The organism is Mycobacterium sp. Panama NTM2 (assembly GCF_054355555.1).
On the sequence record NZ_CM135953.1, the window covers coordinates 4,126,833 to 4,142,612 of the forward strand.

The 15,780-nt window shown below is 67.4% G+C and carries 17 protein-coding genes; 10 read left to right on the forward strand and 7 right to left on the reverse strand.

Annotated features, from left to right (window positions below; translation table 11 throughout):
- Positions 1-38 precede the first annotated feature (38 nt).
- From ACXYX3_RS19610 to ACXYX3_RS19625, 4 genes are all read left to right on the forward strand, one after another.
- Complete coding sequence (locus tag ACXYX3_RS19610) at positions 39-614, forward strand: lipid droplet-associated protein (protein WP_241207031.1); 576 nt, start codon at positions 39-41, stop codon at positions 612-614.
- A complete protein-coding gene (gene xseA / locus ACXYX3_RS19615) occupies positions 611-1,858 on the forward strand; it encodes an exodeoxyribonuclease VII large subunit (RefSeq protein ID WP_458608681.1) in 1,248 nt (415 codons plus the stop codon). The genes ACXYX3_RS19610 and xseA overlap by 4 nt, the downstream gene beginning before the upstream one ends.
- Positions 1,855-2,067, forward strand: coding sequence for an exodeoxyribonuclease VII small subunit (locus ACXYX3_RS19620; RefSeq protein ID WP_241207029.1), 213 nt, complete (start codon positions 1,855-1,857; stop codon positions 2,065-2,067). Before xseA ends, ACXYX3_RS19620 begins: the two co-directional genes overlap by 4 nt.
- A gap of 62 nt (positions 2,068-2,129) precedes the next feature.
- Positions 2,130-3,242, forward strand: a complete 1,113-nt coding sequence (locus tag ACXYX3_RS19625) for a 3-beta-hydroxysteroid dehydrogenase (RefSeq protein WP_458608682.1) — start codon at positions 2,130-2,132, stop codon at positions 3,240-3,242.
- A 154-nt stretch (positions 3,243-3,396) separates the two neighbouring features.
- On the opposite strand, the gene ACXYX3_RS19630 is transcribed toward ACXYX3_RS19625, so the two are convergent.
- From ACXYX3_RS19630 to ACXYX3_RS19640, 3 genes are all read right to left on the reverse strand, one after another.
- Positions 3,397-3,975, reverse strand: a complete 579-nt coding sequence (locus tag ACXYX3_RS19630; RefSeq protein ID WP_458608683.1) for a TetR/AcrR family transcriptional regulator — start codon at positions 3,973-3,975, stop codon at positions 3,397-3,399.
- Positions 3,976-4,090: 115 nt separating this feature from the next.
- On the reverse strand, positions 4,091-4,537 hold the full coding sequence (locus ACXYX3_RS19635) for an ester cyclase (RefSeq protein ID WP_458608684.1): 447 nt from the start codon (positions 4,535-4,537) through the stop codon (positions 4,091-4,093).
- A 125-nt stretch (positions 4,538-4,662) separates the two neighbouring features.
- On the reverse strand, positions 4,663-5,214 hold the full coding sequence (locus tag ACXYX3_RS19640) for a TetR/AcrR family transcriptional regulator (RefSeq protein ID WP_241207025.1): 552 nt from the start codon (positions 5,212-5,214) through the stop codon (positions 4,663-4,665).
- Between the two features lie 447 nt (positions 5,215-5,661).
- Between ACXYX3_RS19640 and ACXYX3_RS19645 the strand changes: the two genes are divergently transcribed.
- From ACXYX3_RS19645 to ACXYX3_RS19655, 3 genes are read left to right on the forward strand one after another with little or no spacing between them, the layout of a single operon-like run.
- Entirely contained in the window at positions 5,662-7,206 is a 1,545-nt protein-coding gene (locus ACXYX3_RS19645; RefSeq protein ID WP_458608685.1) for an arylsulfatase, read from the forward strand.
- A 1-nt stretch (position 7,207) separates the two neighbouring features.
- Entirely contained in the window at positions 7,208-8,110 is a 903-nt protein-coding gene (locus ACXYX3_RS19650) for an HAD family hydrolase (protein WP_458608686.1), read from the forward strand.
- A complete protein-coding gene (locus ACXYX3_RS19655) occupies positions 8,103-8,993 on the forward strand; it encodes a formylglycine-generating enzyme family protein (RefSeq protein WP_458608687.1) in 891 nt (296 codons plus the stop codon). Before ACXYX3_RS19650 ends, ACXYX3_RS19655 begins: the two co-directional genes overlap by 8 nt.
- 10 nt (positions 8,994-9,003) lie before the next feature.
- Here the strand turns inward: ACXYX3_RS19655 and ACXYX3_RS19660 are convergent, their stop codons facing one another.
- Positions 9,004-9,468: an SRPBCC family protein gene (locus ACXYX3_RS19660; RefSeq protein ID WP_458608688.1), complete on the reverse strand. Its 465-nt coding sequence runs from the start codon at positions 9,466-9,468 to the stop codon at positions 9,004-9,006.
- Between the two features lie 77 nt (positions 9,469-9,545).
- On the opposite strand from ACXYX3_RS19660, the gene ACXYX3_RS19665 reads away from it, so the two are divergent.
- Positions 9,546-10,724: an AI-2E family transporter gene (locus ACXYX3_RS19665; protein WP_241207020.1), complete on the forward strand. Its 1,179-nt coding sequence runs from the start codon at positions 9,546-9,548 to the stop codon at positions 10,722-10,724.
- Here the strand turns inward: ACXYX3_RS19665 and ACXYX3_RS19670 are convergent.
- Together ACXYX3_RS19670 and ACXYX3_RS19675 are read right to left on the reverse strand one after the other, a co-directional pair.
- Positions 10,705-11,502, reverse strand: coding sequence for a dienelactone hydrolase family protein (locus ACXYX3_RS19670; RefSeq protein ID WP_458608689.1), 798 nt, complete (start codon positions 11,500-11,502; stop codon positions 10,705-10,707). The genes ACXYX3_RS19665 and ACXYX3_RS19670 overlap by 20 nt on opposite strands.
- Positions 11,503-11,528: 26 nt before the next feature.
- Complete coding sequence (locus tag ACXYX3_RS19675; RefSeq protein WP_458608690.1) at positions 11,529-12,233, reverse strand: DUF4245 domain-containing protein; 705 nt, start codon at positions 12,231-12,233, stop codon at positions 11,529-11,531.
- A 55-nt stretch (positions 12,234-12,288) separates the two neighbouring features.
- Here ACXYX3_RS19675 and glpX point away from each other — a divergent pair, with 55 nt between their 5' ends.
- Both glpX and ACXYX3_RS19685 read left to right on the forward strand, forming a co-directional pair.
- The gene (glpX, locus tag ACXYX3_RS19680; protein WP_241207017.1) at positions 12,289-13,317 is read left to right on the forward strand and encodes a class II fructose-bisphosphatase; all 1,029 of its coding nucleotides are present in this window, start codon (positions 12,289-12,291) and stop codon (positions 13,315-13,317) included.
- Between the two features lie 46 nt (positions 13,318-13,363).
- On the forward strand, positions 13,364-14,770 hold the full coding sequence (locus tag ACXYX3_RS19685) for a class II fumarate hydratase (RefSeq protein ID WP_458608691.1): 1,407 nt from the start codon (positions 13,364-13,366) through the stop codon (positions 14,768-14,770).
- A 111-nt stretch (positions 14,771-14,881) separates the two neighbouring features.
- Here ACXYX3_RS19685 and ACXYX3_RS19690 read toward each other — a convergent pair whose 3' ends face one another.
- Positions 14,882-15,763 (reverse strand): polysaccharide deacetylase family protein, encoded by an 882-nt coding sequence (locus ACXYX3_RS19690; RefSeq protein WP_458608692.1) that lies wholly within the window; start codon positions 15,761-15,763, stop codon positions 14,882-14,884.
- Between the last annotated feature and the right edge of the window lie 17 nt (positions 15,764-15,780).

Genomic DNA, 15,780 nt, shown 5'->3' on the forward strand with positions numbered 1-15,780 from the left:
GATCGGCTCCCCGCGCTGCCCAGCCGTAGGCTGTCGCCATGGCAACTGCACCGTACGGGGTCCGTCTGCTGGTGGGTGCAGCGGTGACCGCGATCGAGGAAACCCGCAAGCTCCCGCAGACCATCCTGATGTACCCGATGACGATCGCGAGTCAGATCGCCCAGATCGTGATGAAGGTGCAGCAGGACGTCGCAGTTCTGGTGATCAAGGGCGACGAGACGCTCGACACGATGTTCCCGCCCAAGGACGAGCAGCCCGAGTGGGCGACCTTCGACGAGGACATTCCGGCCGCCGAGGAGTCGGACGCCGATGTGGTCACGTTGCCGGTGCGCGACGGCGAACGACTCACCGAGGGTCGCTTCGCGCTGTTCAGCGAGGAACCGGAGACCCCGAACACCACGGCACCTGCCTCGTCAGCGTCGTCGACCGACGCACCGGAGATCGTCACCGAGATCGACTATCAGAATCTGACGCTGGCTCAGCTGCGCGCGCGCCTGACCTCGCTGCGGATCACGGACCTGGAAGCGCTGCTCGCCTATGAGGAGACGACGAAGGCGCGCGCCCCGTTCCAGACCCTGCTGGCCAACAGGATCACGCGCGCGTCGGCGAAGTGACCAGTCCCGGGCAGTCACCGGAGAACCCCTTTCCCGTCCGCGGTGTCGCGATCCGCGTCGCGGGCTGGATCGACAAGCTCGGCGCGGTCTGGGTCGAGGGACAGATCGCCCAGCTGACGCTGCGACCGAACTCGAACACCGCGTTCATCACGCTGCGGGACCCCGCCGCCGACATGTCGCTGTCGCTGACCTGCCCGCGAGACCTGGTCACCAACGCGCCGGTGAAGATGACCGACGGCACTCAGGTGATCGTCTACGGCAAGCCGAATTTCTACACCGGCCGCGGGACGTTCTCGCTGCGGGTCAGTGAGATCCGTGCCGTCGGGATCGGCGAGCTGCTGGCCCGCATCGATCGGCTGCGGCGCTTGCTCGACGCTGAGGGCCTGTTCGACGCCCGGCTGAAGCGGCCGATCCCGTTCCTGCCGGGCACGATCGGCTTGATCACCGGCCGGGCGTCGGCGGCCGAGCACGACATCATGGCCGTTGCCTCGGCTCGGTGGCCGGCGGTGTGCTTCGAGGTGCGCAACACCGTGGTGCAAGGCCCCAACGCGGTGCCCCAGATCGTGGAAGCGCTGCGCGCGCTCGACGCACACCCCGAGGTCGACGTGATCGTGCTCGCCCGCGGGGGTGGCAGCGTGGAGGACCTGCTGCCCTTCTCCGACGAGACGCTGTGCCGCGAGATCGCCAAGTGCACGACGCCGGTGGTGAGCGCCATCGGTCACGAGCCCGACAATCCGCTGTGCGATCTCGTGGCCGATCTGCGCGCCGCGACGCCGACCGATGCGGCCAAGCGCATCGTGCCCGACACGACGGCCGAGCTGGCGTTGGTGGCCGATCTGCGCCGGCGCAGCGCACGGGCACTGCGGAACTGGGTCAATCGCGAACAGCACACGGTGACCCAACTGCGTAGCCGTCCCGTGCTGGCCCGGCCGCTGGATGCCATCGCCGCCCGCGCCGACGAGATCCACCGGGCGCGCCGAGCGGGCCGGCGCGACATCGCCCGGCTGCTCGACATCGAATCCGACCGGATCGGTCACCTGTCGGCACGGCTGAGCACACTGGGTCCGGCAGCCACGCTGGCGCGAGGCTACGCCGTGGTCCAGGCTGTCCCGGCGAGCGGCGCACCGCACGTGCTGCAGTCGGCGGCCGACGCTCCGGCGGGCACACGGTTGCGCGTGCGGGTGGCCGACGGCGCGGTGACGGCGATCAGCGAGGGCGAGGGTGGGGCGGAGGACCTGTTATGAAGCCTATTAGCAAACTCGGCTACGAGGAGGCGCGCGACGAGCTGATCGAGGTCGTGCAGCAGCTCGAGCATGGGGGTCTCGATCTCGATGCGTCGCTGAAACTGTGGGAACGGGGCGAAGCGCTGGCGAAATGCTGCGAGGAGCACTTAGCTGGCGCACGCAAGAGAGTGGCCGACGCGTTGGCCGCGAGCGAGGATTCCGGCGAGTGACCGCGGGACCGCACTGCGGTCCATGCTAGAAAATTGGAACACGTTTCAGTTACCCTGCCCCCATGGGTGATGCATCGTTGACGACCGAGCTGGGCCGGGTCCTGGTCACCGGCGGCTCCGGCTTCGTGGGGGCCAACCTGGTGAGCGAACTGCTCGACCGCGGACTTCGGGTGCGCAGCTTCGACCGGGTGCCCTCTTCCCTGCCTAAGCACCCACAGCTCGAGGTCCTCGAGGGCGACATCACCGACACCGCCGACGTCGCCCGCGCGGTCGAGGGCATCGACACGGTGTTCCACACCGCGGCGATCATCGATCTGACGGGCGGCGGGGCGGTGAGCGAGCAGTTTCGGCAGCGCAGCTTCGCGGTCAACGTCACCGGCACGCAGAACCTGGTGCGCGCGGCTCAACAAGCCGGCACCCAGCGCTTCGTCTACACCGCGTCCAACAGCGTGGTGATGGGCGGCCAGCGCATCTCCGGCGGCGACGAGACGCTGCCCTACACCGCGCGGTTCAACGACCTCTACACCGAGACCAAGGTGACGGCAGAGAAGTTCGTGCTGGCCGCCAACGGAGACCACGGCATGCTCACGTGCTCGATCCGGCCCAGCGGCATCTGGGGCCGCGGCGATCAGACGATGTTCCGTCGCGTCTTCGAAAGCGTGCTGGCCGGCCACGTGAAGGTCCTGGTCGGGAGCAAGAACGTCAAGCTGGACAACTCCTACATCGTCAACCTGGTGCACGGCTTCATCCTCGCCGCCGAGCACCTGGTCCCCGGCGGCACCGCACCCGGACAGGCGTACTTCATCAATGACGGCGAACCGATCAACATGTTCGAGTTCTCCCGACCGGTCGTCGAGGCGTGCGGTCAGCCGTACCCCCGGCTGCGCGTGCCGGGCCGTCTCGTGTGGTTCGCGATGACGGTGTGGCAGTTCCTGCATTTCCGCTTCGGCGCACCCAAGCCGCTGCTGGAACCGCTTGCGGTGGAACGGCTTTACCTCGACAACTACTTCTCGATCGACAAGGCGCAGCGCGATCTGGGCTATCAGCCGCTTTTCACCACCGAGGAGGCGCTGCAGCAATGTCTCCCCTACTACGTCGAACTGTTCGAACGAATGAAGGCCGCCGCCGGCGAGCCGCTGGTGCACGCCGCGGCGCCGGTGACGCCCAAGGGCTGAGACGCCAGGGCCCGCGTTCGAATCACGATGCCGCGCTGGTGGTTTGCGTGATACGTAGCGATTGACATCCAACCATTCGAGCGCCCGACGCGCACCTGGTCGGCCAACAGAGAGTGCGGCTGTTGTGCCGCCCGCAGCAGTTAATTATCGTTCGCTACATAACAGAGGTTTGCGCCGCCACGGCCAATTGAGCTGACCAACCGTGACGAGCGACATCCGCAACGGCCCTCAGCTGGCGACGGTTGGCGCCGTCACGCGCGAAAGCGGACAGGCCGGTCAACACCGCAACGATGTAGTTGGCCAACGCGCGCGGGTCCGACCCCTGCGGCAGGTCGCCCTCCCTCAACGCCTTTCGAAGCCGAACCGCAATGGTGTCACGGCACTGCGCACGCTGCGGCGCGCACGCCACGTCAGAGAGAACCATGCATCCCCGGGGGTTGCCGGGTCGGCAATACTCGGTGACCGCGAGATCCATCATCACATCGATGACCTCGTTCACCGTTGCCGCCGTCACCGCTCGCCGGGCAACGGCGTTGGGACCAGACTCGTAACATTCGACCGCATCGCTGAACAGGCGCCTCTTGTCGCCGAATGCGGCGTAAAGGCTTGGCGGCGAGATGCCCATGGCTTCGGTGAGTTGACTGATCGTCGTCTGATGGAAACCTTGCTCCCAGAACAACCGCATGGCCTTGTTCAACGCGTCATCGCGATCGAACTCTCTGGGTCGGGCCATACCACCGATCGTATTCCCCGAAACTGCGACGGCTGTTTCCACGGCGGCATCGCGTCGGATCGACCGCGACGATGACCCGAAGTCACACATCGCCGACCCGGTCGGCCGATCCGGATCAGCTGCTACGGAGTTGACGCAAGAGCTCCGTGGTGTCCGAGAGATCCCACACGGCAACGAATTTTGACTCCATCACCTGGTAGACGGTGAACTCGGTGATGCTGACCCGGCGGCCGGTGGCCGGCACATCCATGAACGTGCCGCGATGGGTGCCGGTGACGGTGAAGTGCAGCGCGATGGTGTCTGCACCCGTCCACACGTGGCGTATCGCCCAGCGCCAGTCCGGAAACGCGGCAAACAGGGGCGGAAACTGGGCGGATACCACGTCGGGGGGCATTGGTGCGTCGTTGACGGTGATGTCGGGGTGGTAGAACTCGGCCATCGCGGGCACGTCGTGTTCATTGCATGCCCGCAGGTACCGCCCGTAAAGCGACTCGAGGTCTTCACGTGCGGTCATGGTTGCCCTTTCCCAGGGTCCTGCCGGCGCGCTGGCGTCGGCCGGCATCGATTGAAGTTGAATGCTCACCATAGATCTGTCCGACCGACCCGCTGCGTCTCCACCACGATCCGCTGGGGGCCGCGTCGTCCGCCGAACGAGGTCGCGCTGCACGGTCGTCACCAAGCAGCCGGCTAGCCTCCGTCCGGGCCAGGCCATGCCCGCCGTGCGGTATCGGCGACGGCCTGGAGCTGTTGGCGGCTCACCCCGTCGCGCGCGCTGTTCGACAATCCCCGCAGGACGGTGTCGATGAAGTCGGCCAGAGCCTCGACGTCGACGCTCGGACCGAGGTCACCGCTGCGTTGCCCGCGGCGGAGCCGCTCGACGATAGCGGCCCGGCCGGCGGCGCGGCGCTCGATCAGTATGGGATCGGAGATGACGAAACACCCACTCGGCCGGTCGGGTCGGGTGTAGAGGTCCACCGCTCGATCAAGGATCGCGTCGAACACCTCGCGTGCCGTGGGGGCCTCGAGCGCTGGAGGAACCACCGCGGTCTGCTCGTAGAGTTCCACGCACGCCTCGTGCAGGGTGCGTTTGTCGCCGAAGGAGTTGTACAGGCTCGGTGGGGAGATCCCCATGACGCGCGTCAGGTCGCTGATCGACGTCGCGGCGTATCCCCGCTCCCAGAACAACAGCATCGCGGCGTGCAGGGCCTGCGCGCGGTCGAACTTGGCGGGCCGTCCCATGTGCGCAGCATAAAGTCGCGCGCACCACGGTCGCCAACGTCGAGCGGCCGTGGCTCGCTGTGGCAGACCTGCCTTCGGTGCTGGGTAGGCCAACGACGATCGCGCAGCCGCGCTTCACGCCCCGGTTCGACCCCGAACTCCGCGAAGCGATCCGTTGATGCCTGGTGCAGCACCGCCATGGATCGCAGCGGGATGTTGAGCCGGCTTGCCGTGGGTCGTGTAGCCGAATGTCGTTGCGGACAAACCACATCGGTTTCGCCGCGTCCGGCGCCGGTGTGGATGTCAGCAATGACGTCATGGACGACTGAACGACGGGCATCGTCGTTGGCAACCTCACGGTCAGAGAACACGAAACAGCGCACCCCGATCACCCGCCGGGACCGTGGTCCGGTGTCTAGGCTCGAACGCACGACATGTCAGACGATGAGGCCGGAAGCGGGGCACGCCATGCCGAACGGGAAGCCGAACATTCTCGTGATCTGGGGCGACGACATCGGGATCACGAATCTGAGTTGTTACAGCGATGGCCTCATGGGCTATCGCACCCCCAACATCGACCGGATCGCCGCTGAAGGCATGCGCTTCACCGATTCCTACGGCGAGCAGAGCTGCACCGCGGGCCGCTCGTCGTTCATCACCGGTCAGAGCGTGTACCGGACGGGTCTGTCCAAAGTGGGCATGCCCGGTGTCGACGTCGGCATGTCACCCGAGGACCCGACCATCGCGACCGTGCTCAAGCCGCTGGGCTACGCCACCGGTCAGTTCGGCAAGAACCATCTCGGCGACCTGAACAAATACCTGCCGACCGCGCACGGGTTCGACGAATTCTTCGGCAACCTCTACCACCTCAACGCCGAGGAGGAGCCCGAGCACCCGGACTACCCCACCGAGAAGGAAGCGCCCCGGCTACGCAAAGCCATGCTGCCGCGCGGAGTGATCCGAGCGTGGGCCACCGATGAGGTGTCCGACGAGGTGGACGAGCGGTTCGGCCCGCTGGGCAAGCAGCGCGTCGAGGACACCGGCCCGCTGACCAAGAAGCGGATGGAGACCATCGACGACGAAACCACCGCTGCGGCAATCGACTTCATCACGCGTCAGCACGAAGCCGACACCCCGTTCTTCGTCTGGATGAACACCACCCACATGCACTTCCGGACCCACACCAAGCCCGAGAGCCTCGGGCAGGCCGGCCGGTGGCAGTCTCCGTACCACGACACGATGGTCGACCACGACAAGCACGTCGGGCTGCTGCTGGACTGCCTCGACGAGCTGGGCATCGCCGAGGACACCATCGTCGTCTACTCCACCGACAACGGGCCGCATGCCAACACCTGGCCAGACGGGGCGACCACTCCGTTCCGCAGCGAGAAGAACACCGGGTGGGAGGGCGCATTCCGGGTTCCCGAGATGGTGCGCTGGCCCGGCAGGATCCCCGCGGGCGTGGTGTCCAACGAGATCATCCAGCACCACGACTGGTTGCCGACCCTCGCAGCGGCCGCCGGGACCCCCGACATCGTGGACAAGCTCAAGGCGGGCCACACGATCGACGACAAGACCTACCGCGTCCACATCGACGGTTACAACCTGCTGCCCTACCTGACCGGCGAGGTCGAGGAGAGTCCTCGCCGCGGCCTGATCTACTTCTCCGACGACTGCGACGTCCTGGGAATTCGCATCGACAACTGGAAAATCGTGTTCATGGAGCAGCGCTGCGAAGGCACGCTGCAGATCTGGTTCGAACCCTTCACCGAGTTGCGGGCGCCCAAGATCTTCAACCTGCGCACGGATCCGTTCGAGCACGCCGATGTCACCTCGAACACCTACTGGGACTGGTTCCTCGACCACGACTACATCGCGTTCATGGCCAACGCGGTGGTCATGGATTTCCTGGAGACCTTCAAGGATTTCCCGCCCCGGCGCGAACCGGCCTCCTTCACGGTGACCAACGCCGTGCAGAAGCTCGCCCACTTTCTCGAATCCGTGGGCGGCTGAGTTGGCGGTTCTGGACTCCTGGCACGACGGTCCCACGAAGACGTCGATCATCGAGTTCGTCGACCGCGCGGTACGCGACGTCGCACCCGAGGAGCGGATCGCGGTGTTCGACAACGACGGAACGCTGTGGTGTGAGAAGCCGGCGTACGTCCAGCTCGACTTCCTGGTCCGGCGGCTGGCCGAGCAGGCCGCGGCCGACCCGGCGCTGGCCGACGATCCGCCGTATCGGGCTGCTGCGTCTGGCGACCTCTCCTGGTTCGGCGACGCCGTCACCCGTCATTACACCGGTGACGACTCCGCGATGAAAGTCCTTGCGAGAGCCATTCTCTCGGCCTACGCCGGGCTGACCGTCGAAGAGCACGCCGAGCGCGTTGCGGCCTTCTTCGCTGAAGCGGTCCATCCCACCCTCGGCCGCCCGTACACCTCCTGCGGCTATGCACCGATGGTGGACTTGCTGCGCTACCTGGAGCACAACGGATTCACCAACTACATCGCCTCCGGGGGTGGCCGGGACTTCATGCGGCCGGTGACCACACAGATGTACGGCATCCCGCCCGAGCGGGTCATCGGCAGCTCGGTGGGCCTCGACTTCGCCGACGGCCATCTGAAGACGACGTCGACGCCCGAGTTCCTCGACGACGGGCCGGTGAAGCCGGTGCGCATCTGGGGCCGGGTGGGTCGACGCCCGATCATGGCTGCAGGCAACTCGAACGGCGACATCGCGATGCTCCAGTACGCCACCGCCGGATCCGGGCCCTCCCTGGCGTTGCTGCTGCGCCACGACGATGGGGAACGGGAGTTCGACTACCTCGTCGGCGCCGAGAAATCGCTGGAATCGGCGGCTACCCACGGTTGGCTGGTGGCAAGCATGCGCAATGACTGGGCGACCGTGTTCAGTGACTGACGGCCTGGTGTGGATCCCGCATCAGACCACGATGGTGGGGTCAGACGAGCATTATCCCGAGGAGGCTCCCGCGCGGGAGGTCCTCGTCGAGGGCTTCTGGATGCAGCAGCATGCCGTCACCAACGCGCAGTTCGCGGAATTCGTCGCAGCAACGGGCTATGTCACGGTGGCCGAGCGTCCGCTGAACCCCGCCGATTACCCCGGCGCGCCGCGGGAGAATCTGCAGCCGGGGTCGATGGTGTTCCAGCGCACCGTCGGACCCGTCGATCTTCGTCACCTGAGCCAGTGGTGGACATGGACACCGGGCGCCTGCTGGAACCACCCGCGCGGGCCCCGCTCGTCCCTACGTACCAAAGACGAGCACCCCGTCGTGCACATCGCCTTCGAGGATGCGCAGGCCTACGCCGACTGGGCCGGCCTGGCGCTGCCGACCGAGTCCGAGTGGGAGGCGGCGGCGCGCGGCGGGCTGGCGCGTGCCACCTACACGTGGGGCGACGAGCAGGAGCGCCGGGGTCAGCGGCTGGCCAACTACTGGCACGGTGAGTTCCCGTACCTACCCGACACGGGGTACGGACAGACCACCCGGGTGGGATCGTTCCCGCCGAACGGCTACGGGCTCTACGACATGGCCGGCAACGTCTGGGAGTGGACCGTCGACTGGTACGGCGCCACCCGCGACGCTCAACCCTGTTGCGCTGCCGACACCTACGACCCGCGCCAGCCCGGCGTCGCGGTGCCCCGCCGGGTGATCAAAGGCGGCTCTTTTCTGTGCGCCGACAGCTACTGCATGCGCTACCGGCCCGCCGCGCGGCGTCCACAGGCCGTGGACACGGGCATGAGCCACATCGGTTTTCGCTGTGTCCGACGTGAAGGAGAAACATGACTGGTAGACCTCAGCCGCGTTCGGCCGTCTCCTTGATCGCCGCCAGGGTGGCCGGGATACCCGTGCGGGCCGCCTCGCTGCGCTTGGCGATCTCTTCGTCGGCGGCGTCACCGAAGCGTTCCTTGAAGCCCTCGAGCCCGGCCGGCAGGAACTGCCAGTGCTCGGTGAGCCGGGTGCCGTCACCGTCGGGCTCGAACGAGTACCCCCACCGCACCCAGCCGTTGTTGACCTCCCAGGCGAATTCGCGGCCGGGGTCGGCCGCCACCACCTGGCTGCGCGTCTCCCATGTCCGTTCAGGCAGAACGTTGCGGCCCGTGAACCACGCCCCGACGCGGGGGCCGTCGCCGTCGTCCCACCAGCAGGCCTTGCAGATCGGGCTCCACGACCCCATGTTCGTCACGTCGGACACCAGGGCGTAGAGCTGATCGGGTGGCACCGCCACCGAGATGGACTCAGATCTCTGCAGTTCGGTCACGATCGTGAGTCTGCCAGCCGGCAATCCGACGGCGCTATCGCGTTTCCGGCGCCCCGGTGACTGGTAGAACGGTCACCGTGAACGTCACCGGCCCCGCTGGCTTCACCCTCACCCAGAAGCGCGCGCTGGCCGTCGCGACGGTGACCGCCCTCGGGTTCGGCGCGTACTTCCTGCGCACCTACCTGCTGCTGATCGCGGTGGCGGCCGTGTTGGCTTTCCTGTTCGGCCCGCTGTACCGGCGGCTGCGGGCCAGGATGAACACCGGGTTGTCGGCGACGGTGACGCTGCTGGCTGCGATCGCCACGGTGCTGATCCCGTTGTCCGGGGTGATCGCGCTGGCCGTCCTGCAGATCAACGAGTTGGTGACCAGCATCGGCCGGTGGGCCGAACAGACCGACTTCACCGCGCTGGCGCAGCGCCTGCTCGATTCCGCGAACGAGGTGCTGGCTCGCCTACCTTTCGTGAACGTCACGCTGACGCAGGACTCGGTGCGGGAGGCCGCCACCCGTGTCGGGCAGGGCGCGGGCCAGCTCGCGCTCGACTTCGCGCGCGACTCGGTGGGCGGCATCGCGGCGACGGTCACCGCCGTCGTGATCTTCCTGTACGTGTTCCTCGCGCTGCTCACCAACGGCGGCAAGGTGGTCGATCTGTTCCGCGACCTCAACCCGCTCGGCCGGGAAGTGTCCGACATCTACCTGGCCAAGATCGGTGCGATGGTGTCCGCGACGGTCAAGGGCCAGTTCATCATCGCGGTGTGCCAGGGGGTGGCGGGGGCGGTCTCGATCTACGTGGCCGGGCTGCACGACGGGTTCTTCATGTTCCTGATCTTCTTGACCGCCCTGTCGTTCATCCCCTTGGGCAGCGGCATCGTCACGATCCCGCTGGGCATCGGACTGGCGATCTTCGGCAACGTGGCCGGCGGCGTGTTCATCGTGGTGTTCCACATCGTGGTGACCACGAGCATCGACAACCTGCTGCGCCCGTTCCTGGTGCCCAGGAGTGCTCACCTGCATCCTGCGCTGATGCTGCTCGCGGTGTTCGCCGGGCTGAAGATGTTCGGGTTCTGGGGCATCGTGCTCGGACCGGTGCTGATGATCGTCATCGTCACCACGATCAGCGTCTACCTCGCGGTGGACAAAGGCGCGCCGCTGGATTCGGTCGCGGGCACCCGTGGCGATCCGGCCGATGACGACAGGCAACCGCCCTGGTGGCGGCGCCTGCTGCCGACACGTGCGCTCAGGTCAGGCGGGCCTTGAGGAATTCGACGACCCGTTTGCGCGCTTCGTAGGCCGGCTGCCCGTCGACCTCGCGCACCTGATCGGTGAGCACCGAGTGCGCCATGCGGCCGAACCCGTCGGGGTTGCCCTTCTTCGAGTTGATCTCGATGCACTCGAAGGCGTCGCCGAGGCGGCTCTTCAACGTGGCGAAGCGCTCCCCGGGCGACATCGCGTCCTCGCTGAACCGCAAGCCCATCACGCACAAGCCTTCGGTCCGGGCCCGCTGCTCGATGGTCGCCATCTCCGACTCGGACACGCCGGGATCGAGTTTGTGCTTGAGCGTCAACGGAAGCGGCACGGACGGCTGGCTCATCACCGGGGCCAGCACGCTGTCGTCGACAGCTGCCGCCAGCGCGAAGCCGCCGGTGAAGCACTGTCCGATCACGCCCACGCCCTTGCCGGGCGTCTTCTCGTTCAGGTCGCGGGCCAGCGCCCGCAGATAGTGTGCGACCGGCCGGTCGGCGTTCGTCGCCAGTGCCGCGAACTCCTTGGCGACACAGCCTTTCAGCAGCACCGGCACGGCGCTGGGGCGCAGCGCCGGCGCACCGGGAGTACCGAACAGCGACGGGGCGGCCACCGTGAAACCGTTGTCCACCAGATGGTTACCGAGGGCGAGCACGCCGGGGTGCAGGCCGGGCATCTCCGGGATCAGTACGACGCCAGGTCCCTCGCCCTTGCGGTACACGTCGTGGGTGTAGCCGGCTGCGGTGAACGGCTCGGCGACCCACCCGGACAGGTCTGCGACAGGAAAGGTCATAACGTCTCCGTGGGTCAGGTCGTCGGTCAAGTCACGGTCAGCGGCTGTTGCGACTGCGTCGCAGCGGCCAGCGTACGGTACTCGTCGGTACCTGCGGCCCCGCGCAGCGCGAGTTGAGCAGGTCCCGACGGACCGCGGAGCTGGGCGGTCCACACCGGCTCGGCGGCCCGGCCGTCCTGCTCGCCACCCCGGTAGACGACCCACCGCACGCCGTCGACATCCTCGGTACCCGTGGGCACCAGGTCAGGGCCGAACGAGGCGATCAGCTTGTCCTCGTCGGCGTTGCTCTGCGTGAGGCTCAGGTACATGCCGCTCGGGGTCAGATAACCGATGGTCGACGCCACCGCACGCAGTTGCTGACCGGTCTGCGGGTCGGTGCGGCCGCCCTCGATGCCCTTGCGGCTGCCCGAGTTGGCCTGCCAGTCGCGCGGCAGCTGGGGCATCCGGATCGGGATCTTCAACGCGTCCGCATCAGCCTGCAGCGCGGCGCGCGCGTCGTAGTCGGGGGGCGGGCCCTGGCCGGGGCCCGTCGGCGCGAACGAACACCTGCCGAGCACGCCCGCCAGCACGACGCAGGCGATGATCAACGGACCGATCGACCAGAACATGTCGCGGCCGTCCTGCAGGAGACGGGACTTGGCAGGCTTGGCGATGGGCACCGCGTACCCGGCCGCGGGGGGCTCGGCGCCCTCACTGACTGCGGGCTGACCGGGGTCGGGCGGCGTGGTCATGTCAGCCAGTATCCCAGCTCCCGATCGGTGGCCCGCTAATGGGACAATCTCGCCCATGACGGAATCGAGGCGGGAAGCCCCCGACCGCAACCTGGCCCTGGAACTCGTGCGAGTCACCGAGGCCGGCGCGATGGCGGCGGGTCGCTGGGTCGGTCGCGGTGACAAAGAGGGTGGCGACGGTGCCGCCGTCGACGCGATGCGCGAGTTGGTGAACTCGGTGTCGATGCGTGGCGTGGTCGTCATCGGCGAGGGCGAGAAGGACAACGCCCCGATGCTCTACAACGGCGAAGAGGTCGGCAACGGCGACGGGCCGGAGTGCGACTTCGCCGTCGATCCCGTCGACGGCACCACGCTGATGAGCAAGGGCATGCCCAATGCGATCTCGGTGCTGGCCGTGGCCGAACGCGGCGCGATGTTCGATCCGTCGGCGGTGTTCTACATGCACAAGATCGCCGTCGGGCCGGACGCCGCCGACGTCATCGACATCACCGCGCCGATCGCCGAGAACATCAAGCGCGTCGCGCAGGTCAAGAAGTCCAGCGTGCGCGACCTGACGGTGTGCATCCTGGATCGTCCCCGCCACCAGCAGCTGATGGACGACGTGCGCGAGGCGGGCGCGCGTATCCGGCTGATCTCCGACGGCGACGTCGCCGGCGCGATTGCTGCGTGCCGGCCCGGGTCGGGCACCGACATGCTCGTCGGTATCGGCGGCACCCCCGAGGGCATCATCGCCGCGGCCGCCATCCGCTGCATGGGCGGCGCGATCCAGGCGAAGTTGGCGCCCAAGGACGACGAGGAACGGCAGAAGGCCGTCGACCGCGGCTACGACCTGGACCGGGTGCTCACGACCGAGGACCTGGTGTCCGGCGAGAACGTCTTCTTCTGCGCGACCGGCGTCACCGACGGCGATCTCCTCAAGGGAGTGCAGTACTACAGCGGCGGCTGCACCACGCAGTCGATCGTGATGCGGTCGAAGTCCGGCACGGTCCGGATGATCGAGGCCTACCACCGCCTGTCCAAACTGAACGAATACTCGGCGGTCGACTTCACCGGAGACACCTCGGCCGCCCATCCCCTGCCCTGACCCACCCATCACCGACCCATCCAGACATCAGACGAACAGGAAGCGAATGAGCGACAACGAGGTCGAATACCGCATCGAGCACGACACGATGGGCGAGGTCAAGGTGCCCAAGAACGCGCTGTGGCGGGCCCAGACCCAGCGTGCGGTGGAGAACTTCCCGATTTCGTTCCGACCGTTGGAGCGCACCCAGATTCGCGCTCTCGGACTGCTCAAGGGCGCCTGCGCGCAGGTCAACAAGGACCTCGGCCTGCTCGACGGGGAAAAGGCCGACGCGATCATCGCCGCCGCGGCCGAGATCGCCGACGGACAGCACGACGACCAGTTCCCGATCGACGTGTTCCAGACCGGCTCCGGCACGAGCTCGAACATGAACACCAACGAGGTCATCGCGTCGATCGCAGCCGCGGCCGGTGTCACCGTGCATCCCAACGACGACGTCAACATGTCGCAGAGCTCCAACGACACCTTCCCCACCGCGACCCACATCGCGGCCACCGAAGCCGCTGTGCGCCACCTCATCCCGGCGCTCGAGGTGCTACACGAGTCGCTGGCCGGCAAGGCCCGGCAGTGGCGGACCACGGTCAAGTCCGGCCGCACCCACCTGATGGACGCGGTCCCGGTCACGCTTGGCCAGGAGTTCGGTGGCTACGCCCGCCAGATCGAGGCCGGCATCGAGCGGGTCAAGGCGACGCTGCCCCGCCTCGGTGAGCTGGCGATCGGCGGCACCGCCGTCGGCACCGGTCTCAACGCCCCCGACGGGTTCGGGGAGAAGGTTGTTCAGGTGCTGGTCGACCAGACGGGCATCGCCGAATTGCGGCCTGCCGTCGACCATTTCGAGGCGCAGGCGGCCCGCGACGGGCTGGTCGAGGCGTCGGGCGCGCTGAAGACCATCGCCGTGTCACTGACCAAGATCGCAAATGACATCCGGTGGATGGGTTCGGGCCCGCTGACCGGCCTCGGCGAGATCCAGCTGCCCGATCTGCAGCCCGGCAGCTCCATCATGCCCGGGAAGGTCAATCCCGTTCTGCCCGAGGCGGTCACGCAGGTGGCCGCGCAGGTCATCGGCAACGACGCCGCCGTCACCGTCGGGGGCCTCTCCGGCGCCTTCGAGCTGAACGTCTACATCCCGATGATGGCCCGCAACGTCCTCGAGTCGTTCACGCTGCTGTCGAACGTGTCGAAGCTGTTCGCCGAGAAGTGCATCGACGGCCTGATCGCCCACGAAGAACACCTGCGCGAGCAGGCGGAGTCGTCCCCGTCGATCGTGACGCCGCTGAACTCGGCGATCGGCTACGAGGAGGCCGCCAAGGTGGCCAAGCAGGCGCTGGCGGAGAAGAAGACGATCCGCCAGACCGTCATCGACCGCGGCCTGATCGGGGACAAGCTCTCCGAAGAGGAACTCGACCGGCGTCTCGACGTTCTGAAGATGGCCAAGGTTCGCGACGGCGAGTAGGGCTATCTTCTCCCGCGTGGGGCCCCCACGAAGTAGGGGACAGACGCGAACTCGAGCTTTTTCGCGGCGTGTCCGCTCGAGTTCATGTCTTCTCGCCGGGCCTACCCGGGCCTAGGCGCCGTTGGTGGGGCCGCCCGAGTTCTGGCCCGGGATGTCGGTGATCGGAAAATTCGGCATCGGGGCGGGCGACGGCGTCGCCGGCAACGCCGGGATCTGGTCGGGCGGTAGGTCGACGAGCCCGTTGACCGGTGGGCCGTTCTCGCGGCTGCCGTAGACGGTGCCGGGCTGACGCGGCCCGAGCATCCGGCTGACCGTCACCATGTGATAGTCGTTGGCTTTGAGCACGGGGAGGAACTGCTCGACGAGGTCCACGGTCGAGGAGTAGGTGTCGTGCAGCAGCACAACCGAATTCGGCTGGATCTGACTCATCAGCAGCGCCCGGGTGGCGGCCGTGTTGCTGTCGTTGGCCCAGTCGAACGGGATGACGTCCCAGTTGATGTCGGCCAGACCTTGCCGGCCGGCTTCGGCGAGCACCGCGTCGTCGACCAGGCCGCCCGCGGTACGCGACAACGTCGGCCGCTGCCCCGTCGCGGCCACGATCGCGTCGATGCCCTTGCTGAACTGTGCGGCGATGTCCTGCGGCGGAATCGTCGTCATGTTCGGGTGTTCCCAGGTGTGCGTGCCGATCTCCATGCCGGCGTCCGCGATGCGTTTGGCGCCGGCGGGGTTGGCCGCGACCTTGTTGCCGATCAAGAAGAAGGTGGCCTCGGCGTTGTTGGCGCGCAGGATCGACAGCAACCGGTCGGTGAAGGGCGTCGGCCCGTCGTCGAATGTCAGGGCCACGCATTTGACCTGGGCGCAGTCCACGTCGTCGGCGTTGGCGGGGCGCACGTGCCCGGTCAGGTGGCCGATCACCAGGACGGCCACCGCGGCGGCGGTGCCGAACACGGTCCGGCCATAACGCCAGGTCACGCTGTCGGGACGCCTTCGCACGTCGGGCAGCCTACCGC

Coding starts and splice junctions, on each gene's coding strand:
- ACXYX3_RS19670 (WP_458608689.1), bottom strand. CDS start 11,502: ATGACCTTTCCTGTCGCAGACCTGTCCGGGTGGGTCGCCGAGCCGTTC.
- ACXYX3_RS19635 (WP_458608684.1), bottom strand. CDS start 4,537: ATGCCGGCCGACGCCAGCGCGCCGGCAGGACCCTGGGAAAGGGCAACC.
- ACXYX3_RS19620 (WP_241207029.1), top strand. CDS start 1,855: ATGAAGCCTATTAGCAAACTCGGCTACGAGGAGGCGCGCGACGAGCTG.
- ACXYX3_RS19630 (WP_458608683.1), bottom strand. CDS start 3,975: ATGGCCCGACCCAGAGAGTTCGATCGCGATGACGCGTTGAACAAGGCC.
- ACXYX3_RS19610 (WP_241207031.1), top strand. CDS start 39: ATGGCAACTGCACCGTACGGGGTCCGTCTGCTGGTGGGTGCAGCGGTG.
- ACXYX3_RS19685 (WP_458608691.1), top strand. CDS start 13,364: ATGAGCGACAACGAGGTCGAATACCGCATCGAGCACGACACGATGGGC.
- ACXYX3_RS19640 (WP_241207025.1), bottom strand. CDS start 5,214: ATGGGACGGCCCGCCAAGTTCGACCGCGCGCAGGCCCTGCACGCCGCG.
- ACXYX3_RS19625 (WP_458608682.1), top strand. CDS start 2,130: ATGGGTGATGCATCGTTGACGACCGAGCTGGGCCGGGTCCTGGTCACC.
- ACXYX3_RS19675 (WP_458608690.1), bottom strand. CDS start 12,233: ATGACCACGCCGCCCGACCCCGGTCAGCCCGCAGTCAGTGAGGGCGCC.
- ACXYX3_RS19645 (WP_458608685.1), top strand. CDS start 5,662: ATGCCGAACGGGAAGCCGAACATTCTCGTGATCTGGGGCGACGACATC.
- glpX (WP_241207017.1), top strand. CDS start 12,289: ATGACGGAATCGAGGCGGGAAGCCCCCGACCGCAACCTGGCCCTGGAA.